At 40.7% G+C, this 16,269-nt stretch carries 15 protein-coding genes, 1 tRNA gene and 1 pseudogene; 12 read left to right on the top strand and 5 right to left on the bottom strand.

The features are described from left to right. Positions 1 to 143: 143 nt before the first annotated feature. The 11 genes from RTX25_RS10545 to RTX25_RS10495 all read left to right on the top strand — a co-directional run bounded on the left by RTX25_RS10545 (position 144) and on the right by RTX25_RS10495 (position 10,746). Positions 144 to 1,403, top strand: coding sequence for a hemolysin family protein (locus RTX25_RS10545; protein WP_312653453.1), 1,260 nt, complete (start codon positions 144 to 146; stop codon positions 1,401 to 1,403). Between the two features lie 181 nt (positions 1,404 to 1,584). After that, positions 1,585 to 3,027 carry a PTS system trehalose-specific EIIBC component gene (treP, locus tag RTX25_RS10540; protein WP_312653451.1) on the top strand — a complete coding sequence of 481 codons (1,443 nt, stop codon included), beginning with the start codon at positions 1,585 to 1,587 and terminating at the stop codon, positions 3,025 to 3,027. 21 nt (positions 3,028 to 3,048) lie between these two features. Beyond that, entirely contained in the window at positions 3,049 to 4,719 is a 1,671-nt protein-coding gene (gene treC, locus RTX25_RS10535; RefSeq protein WP_312653449.1) for an alpha,alpha-phosphotrehalase, read from the top strand. A 33-nt stretch (positions 4,720 to 4,752) separates the two neighbouring features. Beyond that, positions 4,753 to 5,469 carry a trehalose operon repressor gene (gene treR / locus RTX25_RS10530; protein ID WP_312653447.1) on the top strand — a complete coding sequence of 239 codons (717 nt, stop codon included), beginning with the start codon at positions 4,753 to 4,755 and terminating at the stop codon, positions 5,467 to 5,469. 407 nt (positions 5,470 to 5,876) lie between these two features. Next, positions 5,877 to 6,056 carry a hypothetical protein gene (locus RTX25_RS10525; RefSeq protein WP_312653445.1) on the top strand — a complete coding sequence of 60 codons (180 nt, stop codon included), beginning with the start codon at positions 5,877 to 5,879 and terminating at the stop codon, positions 6,054 to 6,056. Between the two features lie 239 nt (positions 6,057 to 6,295). Continuing rightward, positions 6,296 to 6,739, top strand: coding sequence for a nucleoside deaminase (locus RTX25_RS10520; RefSeq protein ID WP_312653443.1), 444 nt, complete (start codon positions 6,296 to 6,298; stop codon positions 6,737 to 6,739). After that, positions 6,736 to 7,623, top strand: coding sequence for a phosphatidylserine decarboxylase (locus RTX25_RS10515; RefSeq protein ID WP_312653441.1), 888 nt, complete (start codon positions 6,736 to 6,738; stop codon positions 7,621 to 7,623). The genes RTX25_RS10520 and RTX25_RS10515 overlap by 4 nt, the downstream gene beginning before the upstream one ends. Positions 7,624 to 7,683: 60 nt before the next feature. After that, positions 7,684 to 8,835 carry a patatin-like phospholipase family protein gene (locus RTX25_RS10510; RefSeq protein ID WP_312653439.1) on the top strand — a complete coding sequence of 384 codons (1,152 nt, stop codon included), beginning with the start codon at positions 7,684 to 7,686 and terminating at the stop codon, positions 8,833 to 8,835. Positions 8,836 to 8,837: 2 nt separating this feature from the next. Beyond that, positions 8,838 to 9,866, top strand: a complete 1,029-nt coding sequence (ltaE, locus tag RTX25_RS10505) for a low-specificity L-threonine aldolase (protein ID WP_312653437.1) — start codon at positions 8,838 to 8,840, stop codon at positions 9,864 to 9,866. A gap of 41 nt (positions 9,867 to 9,907) precedes the next feature. After that, positions 9,908 to 9,984: transfer RNA gene (locus tag RTX25_RS10500), tRNA-Arg, on the top strand. Positions 9,985 to 10,272: 288 nt separating this feature from the next. Next, complete coding sequence (locus tag RTX25_RS10495) at positions 10,273 to 10,746, top strand: hypothetical protein (protein WP_312653435.1); 474 nt, start codon at positions 10,273 to 10,275, stop codon at positions 10,744 to 10,746. A gap of 331 nt (positions 10,747 to 11,077) precedes the next feature. Here the strand turns inward: RTX25_RS10495 and RTX25_RS10490 are convergent, their stop codons facing one another. Beyond that, entirely contained in the window at positions 11,078 to 11,302 is a 225-nt protein-coding gene (locus RTX25_RS10490; RefSeq protein ID WP_312653433.1) for a hypothetical protein, read from the bottom strand. Positions 11,303 to 11,455: 153 nt separating this feature from the next. Next, the gene (locus RTX25_RS10485; protein WP_312653431.1) at positions 11,456 to 11,656 is read right to left on the bottom strand and encodes an HNH endonuclease; all 201 of its coding nucleotides are present in this window, start codon (positions 11,654 to 11,656) and stop codon (positions 11,456 to 11,458) included. 148 nt (positions 11,657 to 11,804) lie between these two features. On the opposite strand from RTX25_RS10485, the pseudogene RTX25_RS10480 reads away from it, so the two are divergent. After that, positions 11,805 to 12,518: pseudogene (locus tag RTX25_RS10480) on the top strand (IS3 family transposase); the annotation flags it as partial. A gap of 89 nt (positions 12,519 to 12,607) precedes the next feature. Here the strand turns inward: RTX25_RS10480 and RTX25_RS10475 are convergent. The 3 genes from RTX25_RS10475 to ltrA all read right to left on the bottom strand — a co-directional run bounded on the left by RTX25_RS10475 (position 12,608) and on the right by ltrA (position 16,266). Next, entirely contained in the window at positions 12,608 to 12,916 is a 309-nt protein-coding gene (locus RTX25_RS10475; protein ID WP_312653429.1) for a hypothetical protein, read from the bottom strand. Positions 12,917 to 12,927: 11 nt separating this feature from the next. Further along, positions 12,928 to 14,802, bottom strand: coding sequence for a DEAD/DEAH box helicase family protein (locus RTX25_RS10470; protein ID WP_312653427.1), 1,875 nt, complete (start codon positions 14,800 to 14,802; stop codon positions 12,928 to 12,930). Between the two features lie 288 nt (positions 14,803 to 15,090). Next, entirely contained in the window at positions 15,091 to 16,266 is a 1,176-nt protein-coding gene (gene ltrA / locus RTX25_RS10465; protein ID WP_312653425.1) for a group II intron reverse transcriptase/maturase, read from the bottom strand. Positions 16,267 to 16,269 lie beyond the last annotated feature (3 nt).

The raw sequence follows: 16,269 nt of genomic DNA, 5'->3' as shown, positions 1-16,269 counted from the left end.
ATCTGCAAGGTTTTTCAATGAAAAAAGGTTTGATTAACTGTCAAAGTCGGGAAATCCGATTTTAACTTTCGTATAATATTTGCTATAATAACTTATTGATATGAAGCACAATATAAAATTAGATACTATAGGAGATGATTTTTTTGGACCCGAGTTCGTGGCAGATTATTTTATTGATTATACTCATTATCCTCTCAGCACTGTTCTCTTCGGCCGAAACCGCCTTCACGGCAGTAAATAAACTCAAACTTCGTCATATGGCGGAAGAAGGAAATAAAAGGGCAAAAAGAACGCTGAAGCTGGTGGAAAACCCATCTAAAATAATCAGTACTTTACTCATCGGAAACAATATCGTTAATATTTTTGCGTCTGCACTGACAACGATGATTGTCATCGAAAAGTTCGGATTCAATGCAACAGCGCTTGCAACGTCCCTTTTGACCATCGTGATCATCATTTTCGGTGAAATCACTCCGAAATCCTTCGCAACTCAGTATGCCGAACGAGTGGCTATGGCTTTTTCGAAACCCGTCGGGATACTTATGGTTATTCTGACACCGCTCGTCATCATTTTTTACAGTATCGCCTCTGCAATCATCAAGCTCTTTGGTGGAAACATCAATCAGGGACATCCTCTGGTGACAGAAGAAGAGCTGAAGACTATGGTTGATGTGGGCAGTGAAGAAGGTGTATTCGAAGAGGACGAAAAAGAGATGCTTTTCAACATTTTCGACTTCGGTGACTTGCAGGTCAAGGATGTCATGGTGCAGAGAGTGGATATGACCGCCATCGATGTTGATGCGGATTTCGATGAAGTGATGGAAGTTGTCGCCTCTGAACAGTTTTCAAGATTTCCTGTATACGGAGAAGACATAGATGATATCGTCGGTATCCTCAACGTCAAGGATCTTCTGTTTCTTTCAGATGAAGACAAAAAAACCTTCGATCTGAGAAAATATATCCGCGAACCTTATTATGCCTATGAATTTAAACGGATCACCGAGCTCTTCAAGGAGCTGAAAAAAAACCGTACGCATATTTCGGTCATACTGGATGAATATGGTGGCACAGTCGGTATAGTCACCATTGAAGATCTTCTGGAAGAAATCGTCGGTGAGATCGATGATGAATATGATGATGAGCGCGTCATGGATATCGAAACCATCAAGAAGAATGAATACGTCGTTTCAGGCTCCTACAGACTGGATGAACTGAATGAGAATATCGGTACCCATATCGAATCTGAAGAGTTCGATTCGATCGGAGGTTACCTGATCGGAATCCTTGGCACCTTTCCTGAAAATGGAGAAATCATTGAAACCGACGGCATAAAATTCATCGTCGATGAAGTGGACAAAAACAGAATCAAAAAAATCAGAATGATCATGAAAACCAGTATATAAGCAAGTTTCGGAGAACCAGAAAAGGTTCTCCTTTTTTATGCCTGACAGAAACCTGCTCAATTTTGTAAACGTTTTTTAAACATGCGTTTTTCCGTACTGTAAACGTATTGACAAACCTATACGTACAGGGTATATTCAAGACAACAAGCTTGTACGTATAAGTTAATAAAGGAGGATTAAAATGGGTAAGTACACTGAAGATGCCAAAAAAATGCTCGAACTGATCGGTGGAAAAGAAAATATTTCCGCTGTCTCTCATTGTGTCACCAGAATGCGTTTTGTCCTTGTCGATCCGTCCAAAGCAGACATCAAGGGAATAGAATCCCTGAAGAGTGTTAAGGGCAGTTTCACTCAAGCCGGACAGTTTCAGGTCATCGTGGGTAACGACGTAGCCAATTTCTACAATGATTTTTCTGAGGTTTCCGGTGTGGAGGGCGTGTCCAAAGACACAGCAAAGCAGGCTGCCAAGAGCAATATGAACTGGGCACAAAGGCTTCTTGCAAATCTTGCAGAAATATTCGCACCGCTTATCCCCGCACTTGTAGTCGGAGGTCTTATCTTAGGTTTTAGAAACTTTATCGATGCTGTTCCTCTTCTTAACGGCGGTAAGGATACGATCACCTCGCAGTATCAGTTCTGGGCTGGCGTGAATCATTTCCTCTGGATCATCGGTGAAGCGATCTTCCACTTCCTGCCTGTCGGTATCACCTGGTCTGTTTCAAGAAAATTCGGCACCACTCAGATTCTGGGTATTGTACTGGGTATCACCCTTGTATCCCCTCAGCTTCTGAATGCCTATGCAGTTTCAGGTGGAGGAGAAATACCTTTCTGGGATTTCGGATTTGCAAAGGTCGACATGATCGGTTATCAGGCTCAGGTTATTCCCGCGATGCTCGCAGGATTTACACTGGTCTATCTTGAAAAATTCTTCAAAAAAATCGTACCGGACTACCTTTCCATGATCCTCGTTCCCTTTTTCGCACTTGTTCCTACCGTACTGCTGGCACATACCGTCCTTGGTCCAATTGGCTGGGTCATCGGAGATGCCATTTCAAACGTTGTCTATTCAGGACTGACTTCGGCATTCGGCTGGCTGTTTGCAAGTCTCTTCGGATTCCTTTATGCGCCTCTTGTCATCACAGGTCTTCATCATATGACCAATGCCATCGACCTTCAGCTCATGGAGCAGTTCGGTGGAACCAATCTCTGGCCGATGATCGCTCTCTCCAATATCGCTCAGGGCTCAGCAGTGCTTGCCATTGTAGTCCTGCACAGAGGGGATAAGGAAGAGCAGCAGGTATCGATTCCTGCGGCCATCTCATGCTATATGGGTGTAACTGAACCTGCAATGTTCGGTATCAACATCAAATATATCTATCCGTTTGTTGCTGCAATGATCGGTTCTGCCCTAGCCGCGATTTTATCCGTAAGCTCCGGTGTCATGGCAAACTCTATTGGTGTTGGTGGTATACCTGGATTCTTATCCATACAGTCCAAGTATATGTTCATCTTCATTCTCTGCATGATCATAGCCATTGTTGTACCATTCCTTCTGACCATATTCTTCGACAAAAAGAATATCCTGAAAGGAAAGGGTATCGATCTCAAAATGAAATATTTCTAAAAGACAAAGGAGGGGAACAGCTTGAACAACTTTGACGACAAGGTCATCTACCAGATTTATGCAAGATCCTTTATGGACTCCAACGGCGATGGTCTTGGCGACATACCGGGAATCACCAGTAAACTGGATTATCTGAAAGAACTGGGCGTAGATTACCTGTGGCTTACTCCTGTATTTGAATCTCCAATGAATGACAACGGCTATGATGTAGCCGACTACTATAAGGTGGATCCGATCTTCGGTACGATGGATGATCTTATTCATCTCATCTCCGAAGCAAGGACTAGAGGATTAGGCATCATGCTCGACATGGTGTTTAATCACTCTTCCATTTCACATGAATGGTTTCAGAAAGCTCTGAAAGGAGATCCTAAGTATAAGGACTACTATATCTTCAGAAAAGGTAAAGATGGAAATCCCCCAACCAACTGGGTTTCCAAATTCGGCGGAAATGCGTGGGAATATGTTTCTGCTCTTGACGAATACTACCTCCATCTCTTCGACAAAACCCAGGCTGATCTCAACTGGGAAAATGAAGAGGTCAGAAAAGAACTGTTTGACATCGTAAGGTTCTGGCTGGAGAAAGGCGTCAGCGGATTCCGCTTTGACGTTGTGAATCTCATTTCAAAACCTGAAGTTTACGAAGATGATCATTTAGGTGACGGGAGAAGATTCTATACAGATGGACATCGCGTCCACGAATATCTTAAAGAGCTCAATCAGGAGACATTCGGCAGAGTGGAAAACACCATAACTGTGGGAGAGATGTCCTCCACCAGCCTGGAAAACTGCGTCAGATATTCAAATCCCGAGGAAAATGAACTCAGCATGGTGTTCAACTTCCATCATCTCAAAGTGGATTATGAGGAAGGTGACAAATGGTCCCTAAAACCCTTCGACTTTCAGGAACTGAAGGAAATCTTCGATCACTGGCAGATGGGCATGCAGCAGCACAATGGAAACATGGCACTTTTCTTCAACAATCATGATCAGCCTCGGGTGGTATCAAGGTTCGGAAACGATCAGAAATACCGAAAGGAATCAGCCAAGATGCTGGCCACCTCGATTCATATGCTCCGCGGAATCCCCTATATTTTTCAGGGGGAAGAATTCGGGATGCCCAACGCCTATTTCGACAGTATAGAAGATTATAGGGATGTGGAAAGCATAAACTACTACCATATTCTTAAGGAACTTGGTATGCAGAAAGATCAGATTCTCTCCATTCTTCAGGAGAAATCCAGAGACAACGGCAGAACGCCTGTTATGTGGAACGAGGAAGAAGGACATGGCTTTACTCGAAGTGTACCATGGATTCCGTTCTGCAAAATGAAAGGCATCAGTGCTGAAGGAGACCTGATTGATGATGATTCCATTTTCAGATACTATCAGAAGCTCATCAGATTGAGAAAGAAAAACAAAGCCATACAGAAAGGTTCCTATAAAATCATCGACAAAAATCATAAAGCATTATTTGCCTACTTAAGAAGTTTTGAGGATGAAAAAGTGCTTGTGATCTGTAATTACTATGATCAGGAAGTGCTTTTTGATCCGGCTCGATATGAATTACCCGAACTATCCTCTAAACGCTATACTGTTCTACTCTCCAACTACAATGAACTCACTGAACAGGAAGGAAAAATCCTGATCAAACCATATGAATCTTTGGTAATAAATATTGAGCGACAGTGATACTCGTGTTATTATGGATTGGGTGATGTGTGTATGGCAAAATATTCAGCTTTATATAGCAAAATACAAAAAGATATAGAAGATGGTGTCTTAAAACCAGGTCAAAGACTTCCCTCCGAAAAAGAGCTTATGGAGGAATATGACCTATCAAGAGATACTGTCCGTAAATCATTGGGATTACTTGCTGCGAACAGCTATATCAGAAAAATTAAAGGCAAAGGATCCTTTGTTCTTGAAATGAACAGATTCGATTTCCCTGTGGCTGGACTGATCAGTTTCAAGGAAATGGCCAAGCGTACAGGGATGAACAGTCACAGTACTGAAGTCATCAGCCTGAAAGTCCTAAAGGAAACTTCTTTCCCGGTACATACCATTGAAGGAAAAGAAATCCGAGATATGTGGGAAGTCATAAGGGTAAGAAGTATCGACGGCAGACGGGTCATCCTGGACAAGGATTATTTCTATACGGAAGTGGTGGAAAAGCTCAGCGAAAAGATCTGCAAAGAATCGATCTATGAATATCTTGAAACGGAGCTCGGCCTTAAAATCGGTTATGCCCATAAAGAGATCATCATTGAAAAGGCGACCGAGGAAGACAGGAAAAACCTGGATCTTCTGGATTATGACGTGGTGGCTGTGGTCAATACACTTGTCTATCTGGAAAGCGGCAAGCTTTTTCAGTTTACCCAGTCAAGGCATTGTCCGGATAAATTCAGATTTATCGATGTGGCAAGAAGAGTAGCCCCATAAACGGAATCAAAAACTTTAACATAAAAGACATCGCTCTGCGATGTCTTTTATCATATCCAAGGATATTACACTGATAAAAACATTTCTGAGAAACCGGTATCTGTATACTCTATATGTTCCATGATTGAGTTACCGATCACCTTTTTGATGCCTTTTTTCTTCTGTAAAAGTATCCGATCAAAAACACAATAATCATGAGTAACAGCCCGATAACCTGCATGGCCAGTGATATTTTATTAGGCCTCTGTTGAAGGATGGGTTTAATCCTAGGTTGTCCCATATAAATTCTTAAATCTGATGTATAATGTAGTTATTATTATAATATGATATAAAAAAAGTCTATTCTGAGTGAGAATTCTGTATCTTTTTCAGACCTATCTTTTTCAGATGGAGAAGGGGAATTATTGATGGTCATATTGGAGTTTATCAGTGGAATTGGAGAGGTTCTCATATTTATCACCCCCATGACTCTTGTTGTCGGAATCATTAATGCCATAAAGAAGGATGGACAAAGTTCTTCAATATACAAAGTATTGGCCATAATAAGTGCTTATCTCATCTTTATTCCAATGATTTTCAATTCATAAGGGACAATTATGCTCCTTTTTGAATATCGTACCAGAACAGAAAGGGATTCAAAAGGATCCCTTTTTTCTGTCCGCTGTTACATAGGTGCTGTAATAAAGACACCCCCTGGTTATGATTATTTCGATGCACTCTTCTTTGCTCTACTTATTTTTTGTGGCGGTAAATGTAAACATGCACTACAATATCACTAACGAGGTTTTTTACCTAAACGCAATCAGGAAATAAGGCAGGTGAATCCATGGATTCTTATTATCAGGAAGCCCTCTATGAAGCGCAGAAAGCATACAATGAAAATGAAGTTCCTGTAGGGTGCGTGATTGTAAAAGATGGAGAGATTATCGGACGCGGATACAATCAGATGGAAGCCTCCCATGATCCTTCAGCACATGCTGAAGTCATTGCCATAAAAGATGCCTGTGCGCGTCTTGGAACCTGGAGACTTTCCGGGTGCATCATGTATGTCACCCTTGAGCCCTGCCTCATGTGTGCTGCCCTCATCAGAAAATCCAGAATGAAGAGAATTTTTATCGGTGCCATCGAACCACGCGAAGGCGCTTTCGGCAGTGTGGTGTCCATAAATGATCTTCCACCGGGAGGCATTCATGTGGAATCCATCTGGCTATATGATGAAGCATCAGAGAACCTGCTTAAACAATTTTTTAAGGAGCTAAGAAAAACATGATAAAAATCTACGACAGAAAAAGCGGTCAGATAACCGAAGAAAAAGTGGTCGGCGGAAAACTCCTTGAAATGCTTTATGGCAAGCCATATGGAAGACCTTTTCTTCATCTTGTGAAGAGAAAGTTCTTTTCACAGCTCTATGGAAAAGCCATGGACTCCACCTGGTCCAGAAAAATGGTCGATGATTTCATCAGAGATCACGCCATTGATATGGAAGAATCCCTTATGCCCGCCACCTCATTTCAGAACTTCAATGATTTCTTCACAAGAAATCTTAAGCCTGAGGCAAGACCATTCGATTCCGATCCCGAAGCTTTCTGCAGTCCTTCGGATTCCCGACTGCTGGTTTTTGAAAACATCGATATCGATAAAGTCATTCAGGTTAAGGGGCTTACCTACTCCTTAAAGGAGCTTGTAAAAAATGACGCACTCGCTGAAAGATATCAGGGAGGAACCGTGCTTGTCTTCAGACTTAATCCCCTTGACTATCACAGGTTCCATTTTATTGACGAAGGGATTGCCCATCCGACAGTAAGTATTGACGGGCTATACTATTCTGTGAATCCCGTTGCCCTTAAGACCATCCCCAGAATCTATGTGGAGAATAAAAGAGCCATAACAGAGTTTGAGAGCAGAAACTTCGGCACAGTCTTATATGTGGAAGTGGGTGCAACCAATGTGGGCAGCATCATCCAGACGCATAAGGACTTAAGCCTTGCAGCAAAAGGCAGTGAGAAGGGATATTTTAAATTCGGCGGTTCCACGGTAATTCTTTTTGTGGAGAAAAATCAGGTTGTGATATCCCCGGATATCCTTCAGGCATCTCAGGAAAACATGGAAACAAGAGTTCTTTGCGGTGAAGTCATCGGGCGGAAGTCGAATTGACAAAGAATTCATCCCTAAGCAAGACTCTTGTAAGACTTCTCTAGTATATTGGTATCAGACATGAATAAAGGAGTTGGTCTTATGTATGGTCTTGCCCTTGGTGGCGGAGGCTCAAGAGGCTCCTATGAAATAGGAGTACTTAAAGCACTCAAAGAAATGAATATCGAAATCGGTGCAATCACCGGCACCTCCATCGGGGCGATAAATGGCGCTTCCTTTCTTATGGGTGACGTGAATCTTGTGGAGGAGATGTGGAAATCATTAAGTCGTGATTCACTCATCAAGTTTAAAGGCATCAGCATCCCGGATATCATCAGAAACAGAGGATTTGATTTTGATCTGCTTTATACGCTCCTTCAGGATTACCTCGTAGAAGAGCTCATCAGAAGCAGTCCCATCGATCTTGGCATCGTCACTTATAACGTGACCAATAAAGAACCCCTGGTACTCTTCAAGGATGAGATTCCAGAAGGAAAACTCATCGACTATATTGCCGCAAGTGCCAATCACCCTACTTTTGCACGCCTTGTGATTGACGGTGAAGAATTCATTGACGGTGCGGTGTATGACAATATCCCCATAAAGCCGCTGTATGATAAAGGCTTCCGGGATATCATCGCGGTCAACCTTCATACGATTAATGACCGGAAAGATCTGGACGGACCATACAATCTTCTGCAGATTGAAGCGGATGGTTCATTGGGTTCCATCCTTTTCCCCGATCCACCGACAATAGAAAAGAATATTCTGCTGGGGTACCTTGATACCCTCAAGGCTTTCAAAAAGCTCCATGGAAACCGGTACTATTTCAGAAGCCTTGATGACTTTTCTCTGCTGTCTCTGCTCAATGCGGAAGAAGCAAAACTCCTGAAAGAAGAGATGAATCCTCTCTTTCTAAACAAGACCCTTGATCGCTATCAGCGGGATGCTCTACCAGAGTATTCGATGATTCTTGCAGCACTCGAAATCACTGCAGAGGTTCTCAATATCGATAACACAAGAATATACGCGCATCAGGGCGAACTTCTGGATGAAATTCTTACAGCAGTTGATGAAATCATCAAAGGTCAGAGAAAACCGCCTTTGAAAGAGAAGGTCATTTTTATGAATCTTGAACCGGCGGCATTCAAAGCTCTGGAAATCACAGCGCCGAAACTAGCCATTGCCAACCTGTTTTTAAAAATCTTACAAAAAAGAATGATAGGAGAATGAACATGGAAAAAATCGATCTGAGAAGTGATACAGTAACCCATCCAACCGAAAAAATGAGAAGGCTTATGGCAGAAGCTCCCGTAGGCGATGATGTCTATGGAGATGATGAGACTGTAATCAGTCTTGAAAGAAAAACTGCCGAGCTTCTTGGAAAGGAAGCTGCAATGTTTGTCCCCTCCGGTGTATTCGGTAACCAGGTTTCCGTGCTTACCCATACATACCGGGCTCAGGAAATCATACTCGGCGAATTCTCTCATATCATTCAGCATGAAGCAGGCTCCGTAGCCCTCATCTCAAATGTACAGACCAGAACCATCGATGACAGATACGGTGAAATGGATCCCGAAAAGGTTGAAAAGGCAATCCGCAAGGATGAGGACATCCATTTTCCCCACACAGGTCTCATCTGTATGGAAACCGCCCATTCCACTGGAAATGTGGCTTCCCTTGAAAATATGAAGGCAGTTCATGCAGCAGCGAAAAAATATGACATTCCTGTCCATCTTGATGGTGCAAGGCTTTTCAATGCCGCCACCTATCTGAAAGTTGATGCAAAGGAAATTGCACAATATGCAGATACCATCTCCCTCTGTCTCTCAAAAGGACTCTGTGCTCCTGTGGGGTCTGTGGTTGCAGGCTCTAAGGATTTCATCGCCCGAGCAAGAAAGAACAGAAAAATCCTTGGCGGTGGAATGAGGCAGGCGGGAATTCTAGCCGCAGCAGGCCTTGAAGCTCTTGAAATGAGAAACAGACTTCAGGATGACCATGACAACGCTCTCTATTTCGGAGATGAGCTGGATAAGATTCCAGGAATCACCGTCCATAAGGATGCCATAAAGATCAACATGATTTTCTTCACCATCGACAAAGAATCTTTTGATGAAGCAGATTTCATTTCCCATCTGAAGGAGAGGAATATTCTCATCAACGGTCAGGACGGCGGACTTTTCAGATTTGTGACCCATTACTATATCACAAGAGATAGAATTGACGAGGTAATCAAAATTATGAAGGATTATTTCGGACAGTAAATTGAAATAATGACTTAATTATGTTAGTATGATTAAGTTAAGCAGTGGTAGCTCAGCTGGATAGAGTAATCGGCTACGAACCGATCGGTCGGGGGTTCGAATCCCTTCCGCTGCACCATAACCAACGGTTTCAGGACTTCTGATACTGTTGGTTTTTTGTTTGTAACAGCAAATTAACAGCAAGGTAAAAGGATAGCTTAATCGCTATCCTTCATAATTTCTTTAATTAATTTATGAAAAAAGTCTTTTGGCTCTATAATTACCACCATACTTATGAGTAATTTTAAGATTACAAATCTTTCACATTACAAACAAATTAAAATTCGATCATTCATACAAAATTATATTTGACTAACAAAAACAATTTTGTTATTATTTGAGTATACTAATCAAAGGAGGAACAAACATGATATTTAACTATACCGTAAAATTTCAACTTGCAAACGACAGAGCACGAGAGGGATTTAGTTTTCTAGATATTGAGGATCATGTAAAAGAAGCTATTAAGGTATATCATGAATCTAAGACTGTCCGACATAAAAAAACACTCTCATATACCGTAACTAAAAAAATATTAGAGATGAATATTATTTCACCCGTTGAGCTTGAATTTCCTAGCAAGGCTTTAGCAAAATTCACTAGAACTCTTGTTAGCATATCTCCAGAACTAGCCCGCACCATTACCAATGGTAGAGTTTTCCAGTCAGTGGAAACTACTATTCCTGCTAGTGATTTGGATAATTATTCTTCAAAGGAAACGATCAAAAGATTAATTGATATTTTTTGTGAAGATGGAGATGATTCTGAAGCTATAGAAAAAAGAAATGCTAGGCTAGAAGTTCAACGAAAAATCAAAGCCATTATCTTCAATGCAGAATAGCTCCATTATGAGAAAGTAGTTCTTGTGGGTTGCATACTCTAAACGATTGACAACCCTATCGATCTGCCTTGCTATATTTCTCCATCCCGATGAGGGGTTAGACTAAGATGGTTTTCATCACTAGTCTAACCCCTCATCACGTCTATAGCCGCTAGAGTTAATACATGACTAAAATTATTAGATATTTTGTTTGTCAAAGCTTTATCCCTCTAGTCTGGACTGATGTTGAACAAAACTATCTAGTTCTTTTAATAAATTTCTTCAAAACTTTTCTTCGTCAATCACATATTCCTTTACCTTTGGCCTCAGTGAATCAATATCTATCTGGATTTCACCACAACAAACAATAGTTCTGGACTGACTCATTTGGCTTATCAGCCATAATTCTATTTCCAGTCATAACCTTGAATCTGATGCCTTTTTTATCGATATCTTCCTGCAGCTCATTCTTTAATTTTGCAAATTTCAGGTAGTCATCCACAATATCTTCGTAAAATCTTCCTAACATTCCATTTTCATCTAGTTGATCCAAAAGGTCCTTTTTAATTTCATCCATGATTTCTTATTTTTCTTTTGAAATCATTCGCTTTCGATACCTCGCCATACCACCACCCCCTTACACGTGAGAAAACAGAAAAATCACCACAGTCTTACCCATACAAAACGCTTGCCCTCCAAAAAGGCAATTTTTGAGAATTGCCCGGGGGTGCTACCAACGCTCTTCATTGATCATACTCATCTCTTTTTTCTTATATTGTCTGAACTTGAACCAATCTCTACCTTCCACTTCGTTATGGCATCTATAACAAAGGCTTACAAGATTCCACATCTCTTTTGCATACTCAGGATACTGTTCAAGTGGATAGATATGATGCACTGTCCTCGCTCTAGTCAGCTCCTTTGGTCTCATGTTTGGATACTTCTCTGAGTCCTATTTATGAAGGCATCTCTGACACTCATAGTGATCTCTTTTAAGGACCGTTGGCCTGATTTCTTCCTGCCATTCTGATCTCCAATAGAACTTATTCTTTTCTCCTGCCTCTACCAGATCCCTTACGTTTGACTTCAAGAATCGAAAGAAAGGCGCAAAGCAGATCAAGATGACACTTGCTGGTCATTTCAATATCATCATGAATCTCAAGTGCATCCACAGGATCATGAGAAAGTTCGGGATCGTCTGTACCACCCGCAAATCCAATCCGTACAGGAAAGGAATGAAGGCGACCCAAGAGCATACAGTGGTTCCGAACCTCCTTGCCCGAAATTTTAGGCAGGGAATCCCTAGAAAAGTCCTACTCACGGACATCACCTATGTGCCCAAGCCCTCCGGCAAATGGGCCTATCTGTCGACCATCAAGGATGCCTCCACAGGTGAAATTCTCGTCCATAACCTTTCGCAGAGTTTTGAGATGCCACTTGCCACCGATACCCTGATGAAACTAAAGGAGGCGGGTATAACGTTTCCTGAAGGTGCATTGATCCATTCAGACCAGGGCGTCCACTACACCAGCCCTATTTTTCAGAACATCGTGAAATCCATGGGTCTTTTGCAGTCCATGTCCCGTAGAGGGAACTGCTGGGACAATGCCCCTCAAGAGTCCTTCTTCGGACACATGAAGGATGAGGCGGAGTTCACGACCTGTAGGAACTTTGAAGAACTCCGGGAGGAGATTGACAGCTATATGGATTACTACAACAATTTCAGATACCAGTGGAATCTAAAGAAGATGACCCCTGTCCAATACAGAGATCATCTTCTCAACCAATTATAACTATGCCTTTTTTGAGCTGTCCTTTACAAAGGGTACATTTTATTACCTAGTTTTGCAACGACTCCCTTTCCTTACTTCTCAATCAGTAATCATGCTAATTTTTGTAAATGGCCAGAAAGTTTTTTCTTGAGCTTCTCAATTTCAACAGATCTGCTATACAAAATTTTAACTTCGTTATTACATATTCTCTCTAATGATATTAAATATTCGTCGACAAAAGTATATTTATATACAATCTCCTCTTCATCCTGATTATATATAGCCTCGCAAACTATTGCATTTGAGCTCTTGTAATACTTAATTTCTTGATAACCAGCAACTAATATATTACTAGCCAAGCTATTAAGTGTAACTTTCTCAGAATACAGCTCATTATAATACCTATTTAAATTATTCATTTATATCCTCCTTATAAGAGATAACTATCAAGTGCTCCTCTAACATATTCTTCTAAAGTACTTACATTCTTCTCAGCACGTTCATAGTCTTCAATTAACCACTCACTTCTTGGCTTATTAAGAAATAATCGTAATTGATTATTAAAATACTTAGCAAGAGTTGCTCCATTATTATCACTTTCATTATAGGGTGGGTATTGCCATTTATCAACAAAATTCGATTTAATTCTTGTTATTTCATTACCGTCAATTTTTAAATTAAAATCCTCAATAATGTTTGGAATAATTTCTTCAACTATATGTTCATTTAGCTTCTTTCGAAGATCTTTTTCATATAGATCTGGCCGTAATAGCTTGATATTATCTGGATCTTTCGAGACATTGATTTGCTTGTCAATATCTTTAGCTATATCGAGCGTTACTTCGAATTGCTCCATTATTTTACGGATTCGCTCTTCACTCTCTTTTAGTTTCAACTGTCTTTTCTCAAAAAGCTCCGTTTCTAAAAATTGATCCGACTCTTCATGAAATAAATCACCTTCATCAATGTCGCCATAATCTAATTCAGCTAACTCAGAATACGGATTAATATCTCTTTCTTGTTTTATTTGCCTGCGTATTTCCTTAATTGACTTACTCTTCGATAACTCTTTTTTATATGATTCCCATAATGATTCTAAATTTAACTCTTTATGATGGATAACTTCAGCAATATTATCTTCCTCATTTATTTCATACCCATCTTTTATTGATGTTGCTCTTAGTACTCGTCCTATAAACTGTTGATATGGAAGATCAGATCTAAATGGTCTAAATATAGCCGCTATAGAAAGGAACTTATGATCATATCCTTCACCTAATAAAGCTACATTTACTACAACATCAGTATTATGTGACTCTATAAGTCTAAATGCATTCTCTTGTTCAGCTTTGTCTTGATTACTATGAATAACAGTTACTTTCATCCCTTCATCTTGATACAGCTCTTTAATCTGCTCAGCATGAGATATACTGCATGCTACCGCTACAATTTTATGAGGATTATTATTCGTTATTGCACGTTTTTCTTTAAGCTTTTCAATAGATTTTAGGACGATACTTTTATTACAGTCTGATGATAACGCTACACTTTTGCTAATCCATTCATTGTCCTTTATCTGCTTTATTTCATCTAATGAATACTCTCTATCATCGTCTTTAATGGTAAATTTCATTTTATCAGGCAGATATGTAAATCTTTCAAGACTTTTCACGTAACCATTAGCCATTGCGAGGCTCAAAGGATAACTATATATTTCAGTGCCTGATATTATTTCTCCATCGCTACGAAAAGGTGTCCCTGTTACTTTAAGTACTTTTGCATTGCTAAAGTAGTCAACTGCTTTTTTCCAAGTCCTTGCCTCTCCATGATGTGCTTCATCAATAATAATGAAGTCAAAGAAATCTTCTTTCACTCTTTTTAATAACGAACTCTCAAGTCTTTCCTGAAGTTTATGAACATTTAATACTACGATATCACTCATCAAAAGGACATCTTTAGTTAATGTTTTATCAAATTCAATTATTGTTGGTAACTCACCCTTTTTATTAAAAACTTCGGTATTTAAATAAAAGTTCATAGGGTTTAATGGATTTATCTCATTCATGACAGTATTTCTTACTATCGTTTGTGGTGTAATTATAAGTACTCTTTTACAACCAACTGCATATGGCGCTATAGCCATAACACCAGTTTTCCCTACCCCAGTAGGTAGTACGACCAATGTTTCCCTATCATTATAGTCTTCACTATAATACTTCTTTATAGCAGCATAACTCTTAATTTGTGGATCTCTCAAAATCGGATTGTTAGCGATAAACGGATTAGCAGATATAAAATGAGACATTACAACTCCTCCAATACATTTTCTTTCAGTATATCAAATATATTGGTAATCAACAATTATAGCTTTTTTATTATGTTAATTTACTTATGAGCATCAACTACTTTGCAATCGAGTAGGGAGAAATTTCTTCTCCCTCTCAGTCGAGTAGCCCAGGGGAGTTTCACCCCTAGGCTCTCACGGAACCGTATGTGAATCTCTCGATTCATACGGCTCTTATCATCCACCTTATGGCATCCATCCGAGAACCCAATGTGTAAACATTCTGGGTTCTCTTTTTGATATGTCTTTCTACCATTCCTCTGCCAGCTTTCTGTGTCCACTGAATCGCTTGTATTTCTGCATTGCCCATTTGACCAGACTTCTGTTCAGGCAGTCCATGGTGTACTTCATTGCGGAAGGGCAGCATTTCTTGAAGTAATTCAACCATCCCCGAACCATCGGATTAATTGCTTCCGCAATCATTTCGATTTTGTTTCCTGAAAGTCTGTGCAGGTTCATCGCCTTCACCTTCTCCCGAAATGCTTTTCCCAATTTCAAGCTCATTGCCGGTAGGAAGTTGAACTTCAGTCTGCCCAACTTGTCTTTGATGAACTTTTTCTGGAACGTATAGCCCAGAAAGTCAAAGCGCGTCACCGGGTATTCCCTTGTTCTGTCCTTATCCTGGCAGTACACAATCTTGGTTTTCAAGGGATGGATCTCCAATTTACATTCCTTCAGCCGTTTTTCCAAACTGCTAAGAATTTCCATTGCTTCTTTCTCCGATTTACAGTGAATGATGGCATCATCAGCATACCTTTCAAATGGCGCGTCCGGATAACGTCTCGTTATCCAGACATCAAACGCATAATGCAGGAAAAGATTGGTCAATACAGGACTGATAACACCGCCCTGCGGTGTTCCGCATTCTCTTTCTGTCATTACTCCGTTCCCATCCATGAAAGGCGCCTTCAGCCACCTGTCCACATAGATTTCTATCCAGGGTTCCTTTGCGTGCTTGCGCACGGCTTTCTTCAGCAGTTCATGGTCGATGCTGTCGAAAAGCCCTTTGATGTCAAATTCGATGACATAGTTGAACTTCCAACACCTTTGCCTGGCCTGTCCAACTGCATCTACGGCTGATTTACCCGGTCGGTATCCGTAGGAATCCTTGTGGAAGATTGGCTCGACATCCGGTTCGAAATATAACTTTGTGACCATTTGCGCCACTCTGTCTCCGATAGTCGGGACACCTAGTCTTCTTACTCCACCCGTCTTCTTGGGAATCTCCACCACCTTTACCGGTGGTGGGAAATAACTGCCCGAACTCATCCTGTTCCAGATTCTATACAGATTTCCTTTCAGGTCTTCTTCGAATTTTCCGAAGTCCACCCCGTCGATCCCCGCACTTCCTCCGTTTGCCTTGACTCTTTGGTATGCAGTCAGCACAACTTGTTTGGATATCGCATAAGGTTTGCTATTACTCATTTA

This window comes from Proteiniclasticum sp., assembly GCF_032054185.1.
Lineage (GTDB): Bacteria > Bacillota > Clostridia > Clostridiales > Clostridiaceae > Proteiniclasticum.
The sequence above is the reverse complement of the archived record's forward strand: the minus strand, read 5'-3'. Positions and strand labels throughout refer to the sequence as shown.

Bases quoted from the DNA above. Each gene is read 5' to 3' on its own strand.
- RTX25_RS10475 (WP_312653429.1), bottom strand. From the start codon at position 12,916: ATGAATAATTTAAATAGGTATTATAATGAGCTGTATTCTGAGAAAGTT.
- RTX25_RS10485 (WP_312653431.1), bottom strand. From the start codon at position 11,656: ATGAGACCAAAGGAGCTGACTAGAGCGAGGACAGTGCATCATATCTAT.
- treP (WP_312653451.1), top strand. From the start codon at position 1,585: ATGGGTAAGTACACTGAAGATGCCAAAAAAATGCTCGAACTGATCGGT.
- ltaE (WP_312653437.1), top strand. From the start codon at position 8,838: ATGGAAAAAATCGATCTGAGAAGTGATACAGTAACCCATCCAACCGAA.
- RTX25_RS10510 (WP_312653439.1), top strand. From the start codon at position 7,684: ATGAATAAAGGAGTTGGTCTTATGTATGGTCTTGCCCTTGGTGGCGGA.
- treR (WP_312653447.1), top strand. From the start codon at position 4,753: ATGGCAAAATATTCAGCTTTATATAGCAAAATACAAAAAGATATAGAA.
- RTX25_RS10525 (WP_312653445.1), top strand. From the start codon at position 5,877: ATGGTCATATTGGAGTTTATCAGTGGAATTGGAGAGGTTCTCATATTT.
- RTX25_RS10520 (WP_312653443.1), top strand. From the start codon at position 6,296: ATGGATTCTTATTATCAGGAAGCCCTCTATGAAGCGCAGAAAGCATAC.
- RTX25_RS10470 (WP_312653427.1), bottom strand. From the start codon at position 14,802: ATGTCTCATTTTATATCTGCTAATCCGTTTATCGCTAACAATCCGATT.
- ltrA (WP_312653425.1), bottom strand. From the start codon at position 16,266: ATGAGTAATAGCAAACCTTATGCGATATCCAAACAAGTTGTGCTGACT.
- RTX25_RS10490 (WP_312653433.1), bottom strand. From the start codon at position 11,302: ATGGATGAAATTAAAAAGGACCTTTTGGATCAACTAGATGAAAATGGA.
- RTX25_RS10495 (WP_312653435.1), top strand. From the start codon at position 10,273: ATGATATTTAACTATACCGTAAAATTTCAACTTGCAAACGACAGAGCA.
- RTX25_RS10515 (WP_312653441.1), top strand. From the start codon at position 6,736: ATGATAAAAATCTACGACAGAAAAAGCGGTCAGATAACCGAAGAAAAA.